The 18,009-nt window shown below is 58.5% G+C and carries 12 protein-coding genes; 10 read left to right on the top strand and 2 right to left on the bottom strand.

The window, feature by feature from the left end; translation table 11 throughout:
• Nucleotides 1–193: 193 nt before the first annotated feature.
• Nucleotides 194–727: a DUF3299 domain-containing protein gene (locus tag ABJ99_RS12290; protein ID WP_054086073.1), complete on the top strand. Its 534-nt coding sequence runs from the start codon at nt 194–196 to the stop codon at nt 725–727.
• Nucleotides 728–752: 25 nt separating this feature from the next.
• Here ABJ99_RS12290 and ABJ99_RS12285 read toward each other — a convergent pair whose 3' ends face one another.
• Both ABJ99_RS12285 and ABJ99_RS12280 read right to left on the bottom strand, forming a co-directional pair.
• On the bottom strand, nt 753–1,664 hold the full coding sequence (locus tag ABJ99_RS12285) for a D-hexose-6-phosphate mutarotase (protein WP_054086072.1): 912 nt from the start codon (nt 1,662–1,664) through the stop codon (nt 753–755).
• Between the two features lie 91 nt (nt 1,665–1,755).
• The gene (locus ABJ99_RS12280; protein ID WP_003378389.1) at nt 1,756–2,157 is read right to left on the bottom strand and encodes an acyl-CoA thioesterase; all 402 of its coding nucleotides are present in this window, start codon (nt 2,155–2,157) and stop codon (nt 1,756–1,758) included.
• Between the two features lie 430 nt (nt 2,158–2,587).
• On the opposite strand from ABJ99_RS12280, the gene ABJ99_RS12270 reads away from it, so the two are divergent.
• From ABJ99_RS12270 to ABJ99_RS12230, 9 genes are all read left to right on the top strand, one after another.
• Complete coding sequence (locus tag ABJ99_RS12270) at nt 2,588–3,877, top strand: MFS transporter (RefSeq protein ID WP_054086070.1); 1,290 nt, start codon at nt 2,588–2,590, stop codon at nt 3,875–3,877.
• A 167-nt stretch (nt 3,878–4,044) separates the two neighbouring features.
• A complete protein-coding gene (locus tag ABJ99_RS12265) occupies nt 4,045–5,043 on the top strand; it encodes a phosphate ABC transporter substrate-binding protein PstS (protein WP_054086069.1) in 999 nt (332 codons plus the stop codon).
• A 131-nt stretch (nt 5,044–5,174) separates the two neighbouring features.
• On the top strand, nt 5,175–7,460 hold the full coding sequence (locus tag ABJ99_RS12260) for an ABC transporter permease subunit (protein ID WP_054086068.1): 2,286 nt from the start codon (nt 5,175–5,177) through the stop codon (nt 7,458–7,460).
• A 69-nt stretch (nt 7,461–7,529) separates the two neighbouring features.
• On the top strand, nt 7,530–9,146 hold the full coding sequence (gene pstA / locus ABJ99_RS12255; RefSeq protein WP_174518466.1) for a phosphate ABC transporter permease PstA: 1,617 nt from the start codon (nt 7,530–7,532) through the stop codon (nt 9,144–9,146).
• 66 nt (nt 9,147–9,212) lie between these two features.
• Nucleotides 9,213–10,046 carry a phosphate ABC transporter ATP-binding protein PstB gene (gene pstB / locus ABJ99_RS12250; RefSeq protein WP_054086066.1) on the top strand — a complete coding sequence of 278 codons (834 nt, stop codon included), beginning with the start codon at nt 9,213–9,215 and terminating at the stop codon, nt 10,044–10,046.
• Nucleotides 10,047–10,117: 71 nt separating this feature from the next.
• Entirely contained in the window at nt 10,118–10,879 is a 762-nt protein-coding gene (phoU, locus tag ABJ99_RS12245; protein ID WP_007252251.1) for a phosphate signaling complex protein PhoU, read from the top strand.
• A gap of 201 nt (nt 10,880–11,080) precedes the next feature.
• Entirely contained in the window at nt 11,081–11,971 is an 891-nt protein-coding gene (locus ABJ99_RS12240; RefSeq protein WP_054086065.1) for a response regulator, read from the top strand.
• Nucleotides 11,972–12,187: 216 nt separating this feature from the next.
• Nucleotides 12,188–16,840, top strand: a complete 4,653-nt coding sequence (locus ABJ99_RS12235) for a deaminase domain-containing protein (RefSeq protein ID WP_054086064.1) — start codon at nt 12,188–12,190, stop codon at nt 16,838–16,840.
• A 160-nt stretch (nt 16,841–17,000) separates the two neighbouring features.
• Nucleotides 17,001–17,903 (top strand): peptidoglycan DD-metalloendopeptidase family protein, encoded by a 903-nt coding sequence (locus tag ABJ99_RS12230; protein WP_054086063.1) that lies wholly within the window; start codon nt 17,001–17,003, stop codon nt 17,901–17,903.
• Nucleotides 17,904–18,009 lie beyond the last annotated feature (106 nt).

Genomic DNA, 18,009 nt, shown 5'->3' with positions numbered 1-18,009 from the left:
CCTCTGTTTTACAGTGCGCAGAGGGCCAGGGTCTGTTCCCGTTTCATCACGAGCCGCGTTGCTGGGCCAAATCTCGCCAGGNTCGTGTCTCCTGCCTTGCCTCGCGGCAAAACAGACTCCGACGCGGCCGCGATGAAACGGGAACAGACCCTGGAATGCGCGGCAACTTTTCTCCTCTTTGCCGAGCTCTATCATGCGTCGCTTCCTGTTCATGACTCTTCTGCTGGTATCCGGGTTTGCACACGCCCAGTTGCCGGAAACCGACTGGCTTGAGCTGATGCCCAAGTCCGATCAAAAAGCCCTCGAAGCCATGCCCGAGATTGATCACAACTCTCCGGAAGCCATGGGTACGTTCGACAGCAAGGGTGGATTGAAGCAGAGCAAAGGTCTGCCCGCGGTCATGTACTCGACCAAGACCGTGCCCGCCATGAATGGCAAGACCATTCGCCTCGGCGGCTATCCAGTTCCCCTCGAAACCGACGCCAAAGGTCACAGCACGCTGTTCTTCCTCGTGCCTTATCCCGGCGCCTGCATCCACGTTCCGCCACCGCCACCCAATCAACTGGTATTGGTGCGCTACCCCAAAGGGCTGAAACTGGATGATATCTACACACCGCTGTGGGTCGAAGGCACCCTGAAGATCGAGAAGGTCAACAACGATCTGGCCGACGCGGCGTATGCGATGGAGGCGTCAAAGGTCCGTGTAGTGGTTGAGTCGGACCTTTGATGGCATGAACTTGATCAATATCTGATCAGAGCGCCTCACTCCAGACACTTACGCCCAGCACATGCATCTGGTCCGCTGCCAGTGTCACCACGTCGTCCAGCACATTGGCGGTTTCGACGCAGACCATGCGCTGCCAGCCGTCAGCTGTCATGTCAGTGAATTTGCCGGTTTTTTCGATCCACGGGTTCCACAGGACGGCTGATTCAGAGCCGGTACTGCGGATGTGGATGCGGCGTTGCCACTCGGGGTCGACAATGCTCAGCACGCCGGGTGTGTCCTTGTAGATGCGGTCGGTTTCGCCGGTGAAGGTCAGATCGCCTGTCTGTTCGCGCTCTTCCCAGTTTTCCAGGGTGTCGATGTAGGTCAGGCCGTCGAGACCCTCGACGCTGATCTGGCGCACGTCGCTGACGGCGAAGTAGGTGTGCAGCGCCTGGCTGAAGGTGACCGGCTCGGCACCGCAGTTGTAGCTGACCAGACTTACATTCAGTGCATGGTCGAGGCGAATGCTCAGCTTCAGGGCGACAGTGTGTGGCCAGCCGGGCAAATGGCCTTCGGCTTGAGGCAGGACGAATTCCACCAGCAGCGCATCGCCATCTTCACCGATACCGAGCAGCTCCCAATCCAGCGCCCGGACTTCGCCGTGTGCCTTGGCCGGTTCGCTGCTCTGGCGCATGGCCTGCACGCTTTCAGGGTTGCGCTCCAGATTGCCGAACCATGGCCAGCAAATGGGGATGCCGGCGCGGATCGGTTTGCCTTTCTTGAACACGGCTTCATCGTTCAGCCAGACCAGCGGCGGCTGTCCGGCCAGTTGATAGCTGAGGATGTGCGCGCCTTGCTGGGCGACCAGCAACTCGGCCTCGCCGTGGCGGATACGCCAGCAATTCAGCTCGTCGTACTGGACGGATTCAACGACAGGTTCAACCGGGGATGTTGGCATGCAAAGTTCTCACTCAAGGACCGTGATGAAAATAGACCGCTTCACGCCCGGTGAGTTTACCCGTACCGCCCATCCATGGCAGAGCGACAATTTACCGTCGTGCAGGAACCGAGCGAGTCCGGCCGCTGGAATCGATGGCCACGAACACGAACGCGGCCTCGGTGACCTTGCGCCATTCGCTGGTAACCGGGTCATCGCTCCACACTTCGACCATCATCTTGATCGAGGTGCGTCCGACTTCAAGGGTGCGGGTATAAAAGGAAAGCTGCTCGCCGACCGCCACGGGCACCAGAAACGCCATGCGATCAATCGCAACGGTCGCTACACGGCCGCCCGCCACTTTACTGGCCATCGCTGTACCGGCCAGGTCCATCTGAGACACCAGCCAGCCGCCAAAGATATCGCCAAAGCCATTGGTTTCGCGGGGAAGGGCGGTAATTTGCAGTGCAAGGTCGCCTTGCGGAGTTGGATCTTCTTGTTCGAGCTCGATCATGCCTAGGGTGCCTCTGACCCATGACTCTCATTATTGTGTGTTGCGGTTAACAGGTGCCATTCAAAACCATGAGCATGAACATTGTGGGTTCAGCTCGGAAAACGGCCCAGGGGAAACTCTGCGAAACCCGCTGATTCAGCCGTTTTCGCGCAGCTTCCCATCGCGGCTGACGACCCGGGAGTATATCGGGCGTTGACGTATAGAACGACCGTCGGGTTTTCATTTCGCATCAGGGCGGTTCTTGCCATGTGTTTTTTGAAACAATTTGCTATCTTGCTGAACCCCTACAGGTAACAAGACTGCCTGTACACGCAATTTTGGTGCCTATCTGCACAATTGCCCCGGACATTCGCTTCTGCACGCCACCCCGCAGCAGCCAGCGTTGCTGTCGCTCGCCCTTATCGAAGAACAAGCAAAGAGAAGCCTTGTCATGTCATCTGTTCCCTCTAGTTCCACGCAGCCAGCGCGGCCTCTGACCCGCAGCGATTACAAAACCCTGTCGTTGTCTGCTTTGGGTGGCGCACTCGAGTTCTACGACTTCATCATTTTCGTGTTTTTCGCGGCCGTGGTCGGCAAGCTGTTTTTCCCGGTGGACATGCCCGACTGGCTGCGCATGATGCAGACTTTCGGCATTTTTGCCGCCGGTTATCTGGCGAGGCCGCTGGGCGGCATTATCATGGCGCACTTCGGCGATCTGCTGGGGCGCAAAAAAATGTTCACCCTGAGCATTTTCATGATGGCCGTGCCGACCCTGATCATGGGTTTGTTACCGACCTACGCGCAGATCGGTCTGTGGGCCCCCATCCTGCTGCTGTTGATGCGGGTCATTCAGGGCGCGGCCATCGGTGGTGAAGTGCCGGGCGCCTGGGTGTTCGTGTCCGAGCACGTACCGGCCCGTCGCGTCGGTTATGCCTGTGGCACGCTGACGGCCGGTCTGACCGCGGGCATTTTGCTGGGCTCGCTGGTCGCCACGGCGATCAACAGCATTTACACCCCGGTCGAAGTGTCGGACTACGCGTGGCGGATTCCTTTCCTGCTGGGCGGTGTATTCGGTCTGATGTCGGTGTATCTGCGCCGGCTGCTGCACGAGACACCGGTCTTCGCCGAATTGCAACTGCGCAAGGCGCTGGCCGAAGAAGTCCCGCTCAAAGCGGTGTTGCGTGATCATCGCGGTGCTGTTGCGCTGTCGATGCTGATGACCTGGTTGTTGTCGGCCGGCATTATCGTCGTGATCCTGATGACACCGACCATTTTGCAGACCATCTACGGCTTCCCGGCAGCTACCGCGCTGAAAGCCAACAGCCTGGCGATTGTCTTCCTGAGCATCGGCTGCATCGCTGCCGGTGCACTGGCGGATCGCTTCGGTGCAGGCTGGGTGTTTTTGCTCGGCAGCACCGGCCTGCTTCTCAGCTCCTGGACGTTCTATCACATCCTCGGCAGCAATCCCGACGTGCTGTTCCCGTTGTACGCATTGACAGGCCTGTTCGTCGGCACCATCGGCGCGGTTCCTTATGTGATGGTCAAGGCCTTCCCGCCGGTCGTGCGCTTTTCCGGGCTGTCATTTTCTTACAACCTGGCTTACGCCATTTTTGGTGGTCTGACGCCAATGGTCGTGACCTTCATGCTCAAGAGCAGCCCCATGGGACCTGCCTGGTATGTCGCGATCCTGTGTGTGTTGGGCATGGCAATCGGTGTGTTCCTGTTGGCAAAAAAGCGTTGATCGACAGGGTCTGAAAGCGCTTCACGGATTGACACAGTAAAGGGCTGTCCCCGCGTTCTTGGGGGGGATGGCCTTTTCATCTTATTGTCATAATCAATTCATAGAGTGGTCACAAGCCCGACCGAGAAGGCTGTGAATACCTATATACCCTGCCGGGAGCGCAAGGAATGACACTCAAGCGTTTGATGACTGCACTGACGTTCGTTGCCGCCGGCGTTGCGACAGCCACGACGTTCGCTGCCGTCGACCCCGCCATCAAGTCCTATACCAGGACCGCCGGTGTGTCGGGCAATCTCTCCAGTGTCGGTTCCGATACCCTGGCCAATCTCATGACCTTGTGGGCCGAGGCTTACAAGAAGCAATACCCGAGCGTGAACATTCAGATTCAGGCGGCCGGTTCGTCTACCGCACCGCCCGCACTGACCGAAGGCACCGCCAATCTCGGGCCGATGAGCCGCAAAATGAAAGACGGCGAGCTGTCAGCCTTCGAGCAGAAGCACGGCTACAAACCGACTGCCATTCCGGTGGCTGTCGACGCGCTGGCGGTCTTCGTCCATAAGGACAACCCCATCAAAGGCCTGACCCTGCAACAAGTCGACGCGATCTTTTCCGCGACCCGACTGTGCGGCGCCAGGGCGGATGCGAAAACCTGGGGTGATGTCGGCGTAACCGGCGATCTGGCGGGCAAGCCGATTCAGCTGTTTGGCCGTAACTCGGTGTCGGGCACTTACGGTTATTTCAAAGAAGAAGCCCTGTGCAAGGGCGACTTCAAGGCCAATGTCAACGAACAGCCGGGCTCGGCGTCGGTGGTCAGCGCCATCAGTAATTCGCTCAATGGCATTGGCTACTCGGGTATCGGTTACAAGACGTCCAACGTCAGAACCGTGCCCTTGGCAAAGAAAGAGGGCGGCGAGTTTGTCGAAGACAGCGAAGCCAACACCCTGAACGGCAGCTACCCGCTGTCGCGTTACCTCTATGTGTACGTAAACAAGGCACCCAATCAACCATTGGCGCCACTGGAGGCGGAATTCGTCAAGCTGGTGCTGTCGAGGCAGGGCCAGGAAGTCGTCATGAAAGACGGTTACATCCCGCTGCCCGCCCGTGTGGTGGAAAAAACCCTGACCGACCTTGGCTTGCAGAACGCCAGCGGTGTAGCGGCCAGGTAGATCGGCGAGGCTCAATGGATTGACCTTCACACAGCTTGAACAGTCCGCCGCCGGTTTTCATGGGCAGCGGGCTTTCGTGCGTCACCTTGCTGTAATTTTTTTGTCATACAAGGCGGTTACGGTGTTTGCGCATGAATGAGTGGGTCAAACCTTCGATGAATCAGAGTTCGCCTCCAGAGCGTATCGACTTCAATACGCCTGCGATGGCGCGCAAGCGTCGTGTTCGTGCGTTCAAGGATCGTCTGACTCATTGGTACGTCGCAATTGGCGGCCTTGCCGTGCTGGCCGCCATCACACTGATCTTCTTCTATCTCGCCTACGTCGTCGCGCCGCTGTTCAAAGGCGCAAGCCTGACCTCCGAACCCGCGCTGAATGCTGCGTGGATGCAGGACGCCGGCAAGCCGCTGATGATCACCATTGAAGAGCAGAACCTGATCGGGATGCGTATTTCCGACAAGGGTGAAGTGATTTTCTTCAATATCAAGGACGGCGCAGAGCTGCAGCGCATCGCCTTGCCACTGCCGCCAGGCGTGTCGGTGGCCTCCATCGGCAAAGACCAGCCGGGAGCGCCCCTGATTGCGCTAGGGCTATCCAACGGCCAGGTGCTGGTGTTCAGGCATTCGTACCTGACGACTTACCCGAATGATCAGAAAACCATCACGCCGAGTGTCGCCTGGCCGTTCGGCGAAACGCCACTGGTGCTGGATGAGGACGGGCGGGCGGTTGAGCATGTGACGGTCAGCTCGGACGGCGAAAGCCTGAAGCTGGCGGGCTCTACCGGCACCCAGTTGCATGTCGTTTCGATTGAACAGCAAGAAAACCTGATGACCGGCGAGATGACGCGCGAGCAGACGCGCATCGAGCTGCCGCAGACGTCCGCTGCCGTCAAGGCGATCTATATCGATCCGCGCCAGCAATGGCTGTATGTGATCAATGGCCGGGCGCAGGCCGACGTTTTCAGCCTGCGGGATCACGCCCTCAATGGCCGCTACAAACTGCTGGAAGACGGTAACGCCGAAATCACCGCCAGCGCCCAACTGGTGGGCGGCATCTCGCTGATTATCGGCAACTCCAAAGGCGGCATGACCCAGTGGTTCATGGCCCGTGACACCGGCGGCGAGCAGCGCTTCATGCGCATTCGCGATTTCAGGCTGGGCAGTGCGCCGATCGATCAGATCAAGGCCGAACAGCGTCGCAAGGGTTTCATCGCGCTGGACACCTCGGGGCGGCTGGGCGTGTTTCACAGCACTGCGCACCGTACCTTGCTGGTCGAGAAAGTCGCCGAGGGCCCCGGCATTCTGGCGTTGTCACCACGCGCCAGTCAGCTTCTGATTGAAAGTGGCGGCAAGCTGCTGCCATTGGCCCTGGATAACCCGCACCCGGAAGTTTCCTGGAGTTCATTGTGGGGCAAGGTCTGGTACGAGAACTACGACGAACCCAAGTACGTTTGGCAGTCCACGGCGTCCAACTCCGATTTCGAGCCCAAGCTGAGTCTCGCGCCGTTGACCTACGGCACCTTGAAAGCGGCGTTCTACGCGATGCTGCTGGCCGCGCCGCTGGCTGTTGCGGCGGCGATCTATACGGCTTACTTCATGGCGCCGGGCATGCGCCGCAAGGTCAAACCGGTGATCGAATTGATGGAAGCGATGCCGACGGTGATTCTCGGCTTTTTCGCCGGACTGTTTCTGGCGCCGTACCTGGAAGCCCATCTGCCGGGCGTGTTCAGTCTGTTGCTGCTGACGCCGATCGGTATTCTGCTGGCCGGCTTTTTCTGGACCCGCCTGCCTGATTCGATTCGCCTGCGCGTGCCGGACGGCTGGGAAGGCGCGATCCTGATCCCGGTGGTGTTGGTGGTGGGCTGGTTTTCGCTGAGCATGAGCCCGCACCTGGAAAGCTGGTTCTTCGGTGGCAACATGAGCATGTGGATTCGTGAAGAACTGGGCATCACCTACGACCAACGCAACGCGCTGGTGGTCGGTATTGCGATGGGCTTTGCGGTGATCCCGAACATTTATTCGATTGCCGAAGACGCCGTATTCAGTGTGCCGCGCAGCCTGACTCTAGGTTCGCTGGCGCTGGGCGCGACGCCGTGGCAGACCCTGACACGCGTGGTGATCTTGACCGCCAGCCCGGGCATTTTCTCGGCGTTGATGATCGGCATGGGCCGGGCGGTGGGCGAAACCATGATTGTGCTGATGGCCACCGGCAATACGCCGATCATGGACATGAACCTGTTCGAAGGCATGCGCACGTTGGCGGCCAACGTCGCGGTGGAGATGCCGGAGTCGGAAGTGGGCGGCAGTCACTATCGGGTACTGTTCCTGGCGGCCTTGGTGCTGCTGATGTTCACCTTTGTGATGAACACCTTCGCAGAACTGATTCGTCAGCGTCTGCGCAAACAATACTCGTCGCTTTAAGGAAGCTGGAAGGTCGTGAAACGGAGCTCATTCAAAAGCTGGTTCAAAAGCGGCGCGCCTGGCGTCTGGATGAGTGCGGGTGCCGTATCCATTGCGGTGATCATGACCATCGGACTGCTGGCGGTCATCGCCGTGCGCGGGCTTGGTCACTTCTGGCCTGCTGATCTGGTGGTCGCGCAGTACACGGTGCCCAATCAGCCTGCGCATGTTCTGATCGGCGAACGGGTCGAGCAAGAACAGGTGCCCCGTGCGCGCCTGAAAAGCACGGGCCTGCCGGTGCCCGATCAAGGCCCGGAATTCATGACTCGCGAGCTGTACAAGGTCGGCAATCGCGAGCTCAACCCCAGCGACTTCACCTGGGTGATCGGCGAATGGCTGACCGGGCAGAGTCGTCCCGCCGAGTTGATGACGCTGGAGCGTCGCGAATGGGGCAACTTCTATGGTTATCTGGTCAATGTGAAAGAGAACGGCAGGGTCGTGGCCGAAGGTGAAGCCGCCTGGCCAACCCTGCAAGAACGCATCAAACGCGTCGAAAAGCTGGCTGATGACCTTTACAGTCTGGAAAAGAAAGACATCGGCGCCATCAATCACCGTATCGAACGGCTGCGTCTGCAGGCCCGCAAACTGGAACTGGCCGGCAGCCTGGATGCCGCTGCGCAAGCCGACATGGCGGCAGAGCGTGCCGAGCTGGATGCGCGTTACAACGCCATCGAAGAGCGCCTTGACGGGCTGCATCAGGCCTTTGACCGCGACAGCCTGACGGCGCGCGATGCTGATGGCAAAGAGATCGAAATCAGTCTGGGCAAGGTGGTGCACGCTTATCAGCCCAATGCGATGAGCACCTTTACCAAGCTGGGTTTCTACTTTCAGAAGCTGTGGGAATTCCTCAGCGACGATCCCCGCGAAGCGAACACCGAAGGCGGCATTTTCCCGGCTATTTTCGGCACGGTGATGATGACTCTGATCATGGCCGTGATCGTGACGCCGTTTGGCGTGCTGGCAGCGGTGTACCTGCGTGAGTATGCCCGACAGGGTCCGGTCACCCGGCTGATCCGCATTGCCGTGAACAACCTGGCCGGTGTGCCCGCCATTGTGTACGGGGTGTTTGGCCTCGGGTTTTTCGTCTATGTGCTGGGCGGCTCGGTGGATCGGCTATTCTTCCCCGAAGCGCTGCCAGCGCCGACTTTCGGTACGCCCGGCCTGCTCTGGGCGTCGCTGACCCTGGCGCTGCTCGCCGTTCCGGTCGTCATCGTCGCGACGGAAGAAGGGCTTGCGCGTATTCCGTTGACCCTGCGCGAAGGTTCGCTGGCGCTGGGCGCCACCAAGGCCGAGACGTTGTGGAAGATTGTGCTGCCAATGGCCAGCCCGGCGATGATGACCGGCCTGATTCTGGCCGTGGCCCGTGCCGCCGGTGAGGTTGCGCCGCTAATGCTGGTCGGCGTGGTCAAACTTGCGCCGTCGCTGCCGCTGGATGGCAACTATCCTTATCTGCATCTCGATCAAAAGATCATGCACTTGGGTTTCCATATTTACGACGTTGGCTTTCAGAGCCCCAATGTCGAGGCGGCGCGGCCACTGGTTTACGCCACCGCGTTGCTGCTGGTGCTGGTCATCGCCTTGCTCAATCTGTCGGCGGTCAGCATTCGTAACCACCTGCGGGAAAAGTACAAGGCGTTCGACAATTGATCCCGAATTCGCTTTCAAACAGGCAGGGCAGGTCGATGAAACGAAGGGTTCGCACAGGAGCAGTCCATGCAGCACGATAGTCCGACACACGGCATGAGCATCTCGGCCCTGCGGCGTCACAAACATGGCCTTGATCTGGCCAGCGAGACCGTGGCCATCGAAGTGCCCGGTCTGAACCTGTTTTATGGCGGAAAACAGGCGCTGTTCGACATCGCCCTGAATATCCCGCAGCAGAAGGTGACCTCGTTTATCGGCCCGTCCGGGTGCGGCAAGTCAACGTTGCTGCGCTGCTTCAACCGGATGAACGAGCTGGTCGATGGCTGCCGTATCGATGGTGCGATCAACCTGTACGGTCACAACATTTACAGCAAGGGCGAGGAGGTCGCTGAATTGCGCCGCCGCGTCGGCATGGTGTTCCAGAAGCCGAATCCATTTCCGAAAACGATCTACGAAAACGTGGTCTACGGGCTGCGTATTCAGGGGATCAACAAAAAGCGCGTACTCGACGAAGCCGTCGAGTGGGCTTTGAAGGCCGCTGCGCTCTGGGATGAGGTCAAGGACCGACTGCATGAGTCGGCCCTGGGTTTGTCCGGCGGTCAGCAGCAGCGGCTGGTGATTGCCCGAACCATCGCCGTGGAGCCGGAAGTCCTGCTCCTCGACGAGCCCTGTTCGGCGCTCGACCCGATCTCGACCCTCAAAGTCGAAGAACTGATCTACGAACTGAAATCCAAATACACCATTGTGATCGTTACCCACAACATGCAGCAGGCGGCTCGGGTGTCGGATTACACCGCGTTTATGTACATGGGCAAGCTTGTCGAGTTCGGTGACACAGACACTTTGTTCACCAACCCGGCAAAAAAACAGACTGAAGACTACATCACCGGTCGTTACGGCTAGGACGTGCTTCGTCAGACCTGAACCACCGCTGCGTTTTCGCAATTAAACCGGACGTTCCAAGGACACCCAGCATGATCCACAAAGACAGCCATACGCATCACATATCCCAACAGTTCAACGCTGAACTCGAAGACGTTCGCAGCCATTTGCTTGAAATGGGCGGTCTGGTCGAGAAACAGGTCAACGATTCGGTCACCGCACTGATCGAGGCCGACTCCGGCCTGGCGCAGCGCGTCCGCGAGGTCGACGACCGGATCAACCAGATGGAGCGCAATATCGATGAGGAATGCCTGCGCATTCTGGCGCGTCGTCAGCCTGCGGCGTCCGATCTGCGTCTGATCATCAGCATTTCCAAGTCGGTAATCGATCTGGAGCGCATCGGTGACGAGGCCACCAAGATTGCCCGTCGCGCCATTCAGCTCTGTGAAGAGGGCGAAGCGCCGCGTGGTTACGTCGAAGTGCGCCATATCGGCGACCAGGTGCGCAACATGGTGCGTGATGCACTGGACTCGTTCGCCCGTTTCGACGCCGAGCTGGCCTTGTCGGTCGCGCAGTACGACAAGATCATCGACCGCGAGTACAAGACCGCCCTGCGTGAGCTGGCGACCTACATGATGGAAGATCCACGCTCGATCTCCCGCGTGCTGAACGTGATCTGGGTGCTGCGCTCGCTGGAGCGCATCGGTGATCACGCCCGCAACATCTCCGAGCTGGTGATCTATCTGGTGCGCGGCACAGACGTGCGGCACATGGGTCTCAAGCGTATGAAGGAAGAAGTGCAGGGTATCTCGAGCGAAACCGCTAATGTTCCGCGCGACACTGACGATAAGTAAGACTGGCTGTGAGAAAAACGCCCGGCCCGTGCTGGGCGTTTTTCATTGTGCAGCGCAGTATTTTTCGTCGCCTGCGGATTAAATGTCGCGGCGCAGTCAATCAATATGGCTGTTGGCTACTAGTCAACGCTATGCTTGCCGAAACAAAGGGCGTGGCATACCGCAGTTCGCCTACAGGTGAACACGTCCGCAGGAGCGTCGATGAGTAAAGTCAGTGTATTGGTGGTGGATGACGCGACTTTCATTCGCGACTTGGTCAAGAAAGGGCTGCGCAATTACTTTCCCGGGATCCATACCGAGGATGCAGTCAACGGCCGCAAGGCGCAGATCCTGTTGAACAAAGAAGAGTTCGATCTGATTCTGTGCGACTGGGAAATGCCCGAGATGTCCGGCCTTGAGCTGTTGGCATGGTGCCGTGAGCAAGAAAACTACCTGAAGACCGTTCCCTTCATCATGGTGACCAGCCGTGGCGACAAAGAAAACGTCGTACAGGCGATTCAGGCGGGCGTGACCGATTTCGTCGGCAAGCCGTTCACCAATGAACAGCTGTTGACCAAGGTCAAGAAAGCGCTGGCCAAGGTCGGCAAACTTGATGCGGTCATGTCCACAGCACCGACGCGCATGAATTCGCCGCTCAATGACTCCCTGAGCGCATTGACGGGTGGCAAGGCCGAGGTGGTGCGTTCCGCGTCCTCCGCAGCACCTGCCAGTATCCCCAAGGCCGCACCGGCTGCAGTCAAATCAGCAGCGCCTACTGGCCGGGGACAAGGCCAGTTGCGCTTGCCCGGTGGCACGCAGCCTTGCATTATCAAGGCGCTGACCCTCAAGGAAGCGACGCTGTTGGTACGCCACGGCGAGAACGTCCCGCAAGTGCTTGAAAGCGCGGTTCTGGACCTTGAGCAGGGCGAGAGCAATGAAGTTGCACGCCTGAACGGCTACCTGCACTCGGTTGCCGCCTTTGAGCAGAAGCCCGACAGTGAATGGCTGCAAGTGTCCTTTCGTTTCGTCGACCAGGACGCGCAGAAGCTCGATTACCTGTCGCGCCTGATCGCACGCGGCACGGCACAGAAGCACTTCATTCCCGGCGCCTGACACACACGCTTGTCGCTGCCTGCGCTTCCCTTGCGCAGGCGCGATGTGTGCAGCCCAAGGCTTCATTCTTGCACCCAACGTAAAAATGCTGACTACGGCCTGCGTTGACGCTTCCTGCGTCACGCATACGTTTCTGCGTATTTCGCAGTGAAGCGGTTTTCTATTTAGTTTTTCCAGTCGCATGAATCATGCAAATCACTACTGGAAAACATTTCAATGACGTCATCCACGCTTCAATCAAACGTCGATACCGCTGCTACCCATTCAGCACGCTTCACACACCAGCGCTCGGAGCTGGGCATCTTCTGCCAGGCTCTCGTCGGACTGACGCCAAATGGCGAATACCGCGACAAAGCTCTTCTGGCTTCGCTCACTCACCAGCTGGCCAATCCTGAAGCGCAAGCTTCAATCGCGCTCGAACTGGCAGCGATCCCTTGGAATCAATGGCCAGACGGCGACTTGCAAGTCGATCCGTCGACGGCGATGGCCGGTGTGGCCCGAGCCGAATACCTGCGCAAGATGGCCATCCATGTTGTTAATCCGGATGGCGCACGCTGGCTGAATACGGCTATCGAGGACGCAACCGACGTACCGGGCATGCGTGCGCTTTCTCTGGCAATCAGCCTTGGTGCCGAGCATTCGCGATTATCGTTCGAGTCGCTGATAGCGCTCGCGGCCCTGCTGTTGATGCCGGTGCTGCATTCGAGCAGAGAACTGGAAGAGGCGCTGCCTGACGCTAAAAGTCTTGATGCACATGTTCCACGTCTGGACAGCTGGAGCACCGTTCGCAATGTGGAGTATCTGCTGCAACATTCAGGTATGGCGCTGCTGTGCGAGCCTGCGTCGCAAGGCAGCGTTCTGCGCTTGAGCCCGCACGCTACCTGGCATGCGCTGTGCCAGACCGCGCAGTTCGAATCTGTCTTCAAGCCGCTGCTGAGTTACATGGATTGGTTCGGTGGGCGTTCGGGCGAACACACGTCGCCGCTGGTTACCCAGGCACTTGCTGGCCGGGTGATCGCCGATCACGTTGCAGCAACAGTGCGCATGGACGGCGAGCCACTTGAAAAGGCCCTGCGTCGCCGCTGGGTCTGTGAACTCAGCCATGTCCAGATTTATGACAAGGTGCGCAAGCTGGTTCGCGCTCACTACCCTCAAGCCCTGTCGAGCACCCTCGACATAATGTGTCACCTGTTTTTGCGTGAAGCGATGCCTGAGCTTCTGGTCGAGGGCGTGCCCGACCACCTTCAATATGGCCGTTCTTTGCAGAGCGTCGCCTTCATTCATGGCGTTGCGCTGGTTGAAGCGTTGTCGCCGGGGCTGTCACAGATCACGCCATACGACACGCTGATCAAGGTCAGCGCGGATCTGGCTCAATCCAGCGATGTCGATATTCATGCGCTGTGGGCGAAAACGCTGATTATCCCGGCCCTGCGTTACGCCACTGCACACGGCGCGATTCAATGGGCGGCCAACGATGACGTCCATCACGCCTGCGCCGCGCAGATCAGTCAGGCGCTTGCTTATCTGGATGCTCAGCAGAGCCTTCATGCTCAGGAACTGAACAGTTTGCTGGGAATAAAGCCAGCGGACCGAAAAGGCCTGGCGCAGCAGATGCTGAAAGCGGCAGGTGTTGATCATTGGCTTTGGGAGCAGAGCATTCATATCGATCACTGGCCGATATTGCAGGCGCATGGGTTCACGGTCGCGTCGTCTTACTCCATTGACCGCCTGCTGGCTGCCGGGCGACCGCAGGCGTCAGTGGTCGAGCTGGTGATGATGGGGGAGGTGTACATTCAGGGACAGCCCACGGTCCCGGAAGCCTACGCCGCTGCATTCGATGCATTTCAGCACGCACTAGTCAGCGCCGAGGCCAGCATCATCCGGCGCCAACTGTCCGAAATGCAGACGATAGACCAGAAGACCCTGCTTGAGTCCACCTGTGAGCTGAGCAGGGTCCGGTTCGATGGTCAGGAAGGGACGCAGGGGCTTTTCATTCGGTGCCAGGCAGGCGATCACCGCAGCGATTTCGAGGGGCACTCAGTGGACGAACGCTTTTTTGAGTTGATCCCGGCAGCGGGTGTTGCCGGAGAAACTCGCCAAGTGTTCACCTATGAGGTGGAGGGCGTTACGTGGTCGGAGACTATTCCGATCACTGAAGCATTACGCCGCAAGGAGGCTCACCAGCGACGTATCGAAAAAGCCAGAGTTACCCCGTTATGGCCAATGGACAGCGATGCCTACTTGCTTGGGGCCGTATCACGTTCCTCGGCAGCCTTGCACCAGCCACAACAAGGGACGCTGATTCCCTCTGCAATGCTGGTCTACTCTGCTCATACCGATCAGCAAAGCGGTCTGGACATCCTTGCGAACAAAGCGGCGGAGCATCTGCTCGGCGGTTTTCTGGAGCGTAATAAAGCCGAACACCTGCACGAGACTCAATGGGAGCGGGTCTGGGCGACGGAGCGCGAATACGCCGATGTCGCTGCTCGTCTGATCATTCCGTTTTACGGCTGTATCAAGGACCTTGCATCCGGTGATCGGTCGGGAGGTGCGCTGTTCGGCTGTGCGATGGATGTTGCTTTCATGCTGCTTCCGCTGGGGCAGTTCGTCAGTTCAACCGCGCACATCGTTCTGCGAGCGGGCGAAATGGGCGTCCAGTCAGTTGCCAGACTCACCGGCAAGGCGGTCGGCAAGTTGATCGTCGGGCTGGCAAAGTCCAGTGCGGTATTTGCCTTGCGCGATATGGGCAGGCTGGGACTGAAAATGGGTGTCCGGGGCTGGGCCGCATTGCTGGAAGACGTGCCGTCGCTCAGTTCCGTGTTTTCATCGCAGGCTGTGCTTGAAGCCACTTTTGGCCTGAACGAGGGAGTGTATCGGCTCGCCGAAGACGTGCAGTTGTCGATAACTGCCCAGCCTGCGAGCAAGGTTGTAATGGTCGATGGCAGAGCCGACGTGGTGGTGCGCGACCTAGGCACGCTGGAACAACCGGATTTCAGGCTGTCTGATCCACGGTCAGGCGCGGCATTTGGTAAAAAGCTGACGCAGGTGGCACAGGGCGAACGAATGGAGTTCTCGGTTTTTTCAGCGCAGGAGCGCATAAGCCCTGAACACTACCCGCCCATCGCGCCGGTAACGGAGGTCGAGCACGGCACTGCCTGCGAGGTACGCATTGTGGAACGCTGCAATGTCCGGGCTATCGAGCGGGAAGGGGGCGTATTCGATATTCTGGTCGATGATCAGATCTACCACATCGACGCCAACGCGCCTGACGCAGCATTGCGCAAGTTCGCTGTTGAAAAGTTATCCCTGCGCTCAACGCTACTGCAGGAAACAGAGAGACTCTGCCGGGTTCGGCGCAACCTGATAGAAATCCCCTGCGCCCACGGTGTAAAGCTGGCCACACCCGCCCCGGAGCCGATAATCGATGGCTCGACGTCCCCGAAACGTACTGGCAAATACCCGAGCAATGCCATGGATGCCCGTGAGTTCGGGCTGGACCGGCTGTCTCTGGGGGCTGACGCTGAGGCGAGCAGCATCGATGTGTTCGTCAACGAAGGCAAGTTCTGTAAATGGGCCGATTCCGTTGAACCGCTAGCCTCCACATCGGCTGCCTTGAAACGGGTCGCGCCGCTTTCCGAGGCCGAACGGGCACTGCTTGCTTTGCCTGAAACGCCGGTTTATCTGCCTGAGCTTCGCGGCGTACTGGCAAAAGCAGGGCTACTTGGCCTGCCGGAAAACTTCCCGATGGATGATGCGCTGTGGATATACGCGCATATACCTGTCATCAATATCGGCCCTATTGCTTCAGACATCACGGATGCTCGAGCCCTTCGCGGTATCCGGCTGGAAATGGACGGGTACAACTGGATTTTCATCGAGCCAGACACCGGGCTGTTTTACAAGGCACCCATTTCTGTAGATGAGGCGCCCGGCCTGAAGTTTTCTCGCGTTACCGAGGCGGCTGAAATCAATGAATACATCCGGGTATCTGAACAGTATCGGTTGGTTCGCGAATTTCCCGGTGCCGAGAAGGACCAGGAAAATATTGCCCGTCTGCTGTTTGATTTGCTGGATGATTCCGCGCGGGCTGATTGGCTCGTGTCCTGGGGTGAGCCCGTCACTCATTACGACGACTACGTGCAGTGGTGCATTGCCAATCAAAAACCCAATGACCTTCTGAAGTTTGCCGCCAATATCATGTCCGGCGAAGAGATTCAGAAAAAGTTCGTGACGCTGGCCAAAAACAGTATTCCAGACTTCAAGAAGATTACGCTGAGAAGCTTGCCGGATCAGCAGCACATCGTGGAAGTGCTCAATCAACTGCTGCCGACGCAGGGGTCTCCTGTCAAATGGGAGAAGCTGACTCTGGAGAGCATCGTGACGTCCAAGGCACCCAAACGCATAATGAAACAAGTCCGCGGGGCAAACCTTTCGTTCTTGCAGGCCTATACCGAGTCCGGTGACCGGATTGTGTACTACGCACTGTCTGGTGGTAACAAAGCCAAAGATCTGAAGCTGCAACTCGATATCACCGAAAGCACCGAGCGAGTCATTGATGGCGTGATTTACCGGGATGCACGGGCTCGTATGGCTGGGCGTCAGCCGGATCCGGGGTTTACCAGCCTGCCGGTCATCAGGGACGTCGATCATTTGGTCGTCAGATCATTCGGGCGTTATCTTGATTCGGAACGGTTGATTGCGACTGTCTTCAAGGAAGACATGGCGTCCACCAAACTGACGCACATCAAGATGTTCACTGTATTGGACACTTGTCGCTCCTGTGGCGGATTCGTCTTGCCTCGTTTGAAGCTCGACTTCCCCGACGCGCAATTTTCCGTGACTTATCTAAAGCCTTATCAAGTTGACTGACTGTCTTCATCTCGCGCAGTGTTTTAACGGCACTGCGTGTCTTGTGTCTGGCGTGGCGTGTATGGCGCGTTATTTATGTCCGATTGATACCGGCGAGTCCTCTTCCGTCTGCAAGACTGCTAGGCTTGGCACCCAGCGCCCTTGAACCTGATCGCCCCCAATGCTTGAACGCCTGCTCATCCTGTTTGCCCTGACGTTGACCGTCCCGTCAGCGGGCGCTGTCACGATCTACAAATTCACCGATGCGGATGGCGTGGTGTCCTTCTCGGACCGACCAACGCCCGGTGCTTCGGTGATGGTATTTCGTGACCGGATGGTCGAGCGTATCGATCAGCAGGTGCACTTGAGTGTCCGGCGTGACAGGGGCGTGCACAGCCTGTATGTGCGCAATGATCTGTACGCGCCGGTCGAGGTCGAGGTCAGGCTTTCCAGTGTGACCAACGTATTGGGTGTCGCGGGCTCGTCCACGACGCTGCGCCGGACGATCCCGGCGCGCAGTAATCAGCGGGTCGTGGTGTTGAGCCCCAAGGTCGCGAGCAAGCCGATGAATTACGCGTCGATGCTGACATCCACGCTGGGCGATCCGAAAGGCTCGGTGCAGGCTTACAAATACCCGTTGCCGTGGATCGGAGGCCCGTTTCGTCTGACCCAGGGGCCGAATGGCAAATACAGCCATTTTGGCATCAAAGGCCGCTATGCAATGGACATCGCCATGCCCGAGGGCACGCCGATCATTGCGGCGCGTGGCGGCACGGTGGTGAAGATCGAAAACAGCCAGTCGGGCCGTGGCTCGAATGCGTCAGGCAACTTCGTGCGGATTCTGCATGAAGACGGCACGATGGGCGTTTATCTGCACCTGATGCAGGGCTCGGTGAGCGTCAGAGAGGGCCAGCGCGTCAGCGTCGGTACTGCGCTGGCGCGCTCGGGCAACACCGGCAACAGCACCGGCCCGCACCTGCACTTTGTAGTGCAGCGCAACAATGGCAGTGAACTGGTATCGATTCCCTACGAATTCGCCAGTCCCGTGCAGAGCCTGCCCAACTTCGCGGTGGGCGGGAATTAGGGGTAAAACGTTGTGTGAGCCGATACAAGTGAGACCGGACCATGCGACGCTTCGCTTTTTCGCGTTCTGTGGGAGCGGACCGGGCGACGCTTCGTTTGTCTGCGAA

Source organism: Pseudomonas syringae pv. cilantro, assembly GCF_001293775.1.
Classification (GTDB): Bacteria; Pseudomonadota; Gammaproteobacteria; order Pseudomonadales; family Pseudomonadaceae; genus Aquipseudomonas; species Aquipseudomonas syringae_P.
The sequence above is the reverse complement of the archived record's forward strand: the minus strand, read 5'-3'. Positions and strand labels throughout refer to the sequence as shown.